Source organism: Moorena sp. SIO3I8, from assembly GCF_010692325.1.
Taxonomy (GTDB): domain Bacteria; phylum Cyanobacteriota; class Cyanobacteriia; order Cyanobacteriales; family Coleofasciculaceae; genus Moorena.
Genome location: NZ_JAAHHW010000314.1, coordinates 1 through 1,880, shown reverse-complemented (window position 1 = coordinate 1,880; position 1,880 = coordinate 1). Strand labels below are relative to the sequence as shown.

The following is a 1,880-nucleotide window of genomic DNA, read 5'->3' as shown; positions in this document are numbered from 1 at the left end:
GTTAGTAGGCGGACATCCCTATTTAATTGGCGAATGCTTTAACTGGAGTTTAGACTAAATCAGACAGAAACAGTGGGGAAGGAAACTAGTTTTCGTATCAACGATGCTAACTAGTACCCCCAATAAGAAGAGAAGAGGTTCACCAACAAGAAAAAAAGGTAGACTGCAATGAACGCAGACTACCGGATGGTAGATGATCAGAAATAGGCAATGTTCCACATCTACCCATGACAATTTTCGATAATCTCCAACAATTTCGTCAAACAGCCTATAATTGTTTAGGAAAAGCTAAGGATGCAACCTTCGAGTTAATGGATGCAGTCATCCTCACTAAAGAGGTATGCTCATATCCAGAGCTGTCAAGGTGTCCAGCATTTCGCCGAAGTTGGTCAAGTATCTACGAAGCCATCAAAGACACTCGTCCTGACACCAGCCAATTAATGGAACTGTACATTTCCCAGATGTCAGACATCCAGCGACCATTGCTAGCAGGAGATCATACCCCCAGACCACGGCCAGAAGCAAAAACTCTTTGTGACCGTAGCTACGTACATTCGACCGGAAAAACCATTGGCAACAAACCAGTCATCCCAGGACATGATTACAGCACCATCGCTTGGGTACCAGAACACAAAGGTAGTTGGGCTTTACCCCTGACTCATGAAAGAATCACCAGTTTCGACACACCCATAAGCAAAGCAGCAGCTCAGCTCGAACAAGTCTGTTTACTACTCCCGAGTAGACCAATTACAGTTTGGGACAGTGAGTATGGATGTGCTTCGTTCGTCGTTCAAACTGCTGACATACCTGCGGACAAGTTGATGCGCTTGCGTCCTAATCGCTGTTTATGGGGTGCACCACCAGCCTATCAGGGTAAGGGTCGTCCCCAAATTCATGGACAAAAATTTAAATTGAGTGACCCAGATACTTGGTCACAACCGACCGAACAACTAACTATTGATGACCCTCAATTAGGTGAGGTGATCTTGAGGCGTTGGAGTAATCTACATTTTCGGCAATCTCCAAGCCATGGGATGGAAGTGATTCGGGTGGAAGTAAAAGGTAAGTATCCCCATCGTCGAGCTCTCCAACCGATGTGGTTGTGTTGGCTCGGTCAAACCATACCCCCGGTCTCAACTATTTGGCGTGACTATCGACGACGATTTACTGTAGATCATTGGAATCGATTCGCCAAGCAGAGGTTACACTGGCTTAAACCTCGTTTTTCTACTCCTGAACGGGAGCAAAGGTGGAGTGATTTGATGCCAATAATAACTTGGCAGTTATGGCTGGCTCGTACTCTTGTCCAAGACCAACCTCGACCTTGGCAGAAATCTCTGAGTGCAGAGGAAATCACTCCAGGAAGGGTTGCCCAGTCAATGGGAGGAGTTTTGGCGGTGATTGGTTCTCCTGCTAGTTTCCCCAAAGTACGTGGAAAGTCTCCTGGTTGGCTTACTGGGTCTAAGAGAAACAAACGTACTGTCTATCCTCTGGTGAAAAAGGGCATAACCAGAAGGAAAAAGACGAGGAAAAAGCGAAGAACGAGTTAGTTAAGTCTCAGTTTTTTGACCTAATGGCTTGATTTTCCGGCTTGTTGAGGGGCGGAAACGTTTTTGTGTGTCTGTCAATCCTTGTCGTCTGCCTTTTTTTCTAGTTTGTGAAAATTTCCCTCATGGTTGGCTAGGTTAGCCTAGCGAATAGGATAACTTACTTCCTATACTCTCCTTTCTCTGCTTGATAGTCTAAACTCCAGGTGGATGGAGGAATTATCATAAAAGCTGCGATATGAGCGGAACACGTGATAGTCTCTGGCATATGAAACAAACCGCACATCGTAAATTCCGAAAGGAAAAGAAGATAAACCGGTATCAAGCCAACGA

General features: G+C 45.4%; 1 protein-coding gene. It reads left to right on the top strand.

Features of this window, described 5'->3' with window-relative positions:
- Positions 1 to 227 precede the first annotated feature (227 nt).
- Entirely contained in the window at positions 228 to 1,550 is a 1,323-nt protein-coding gene (locus F6K51_RS36555; RefSeq protein ID WP_293030880.1) for an NF041680 family putative transposase, read from the top strand.
- Positions 1,551 to 1,880: the final 330 nt, after the last annotated feature.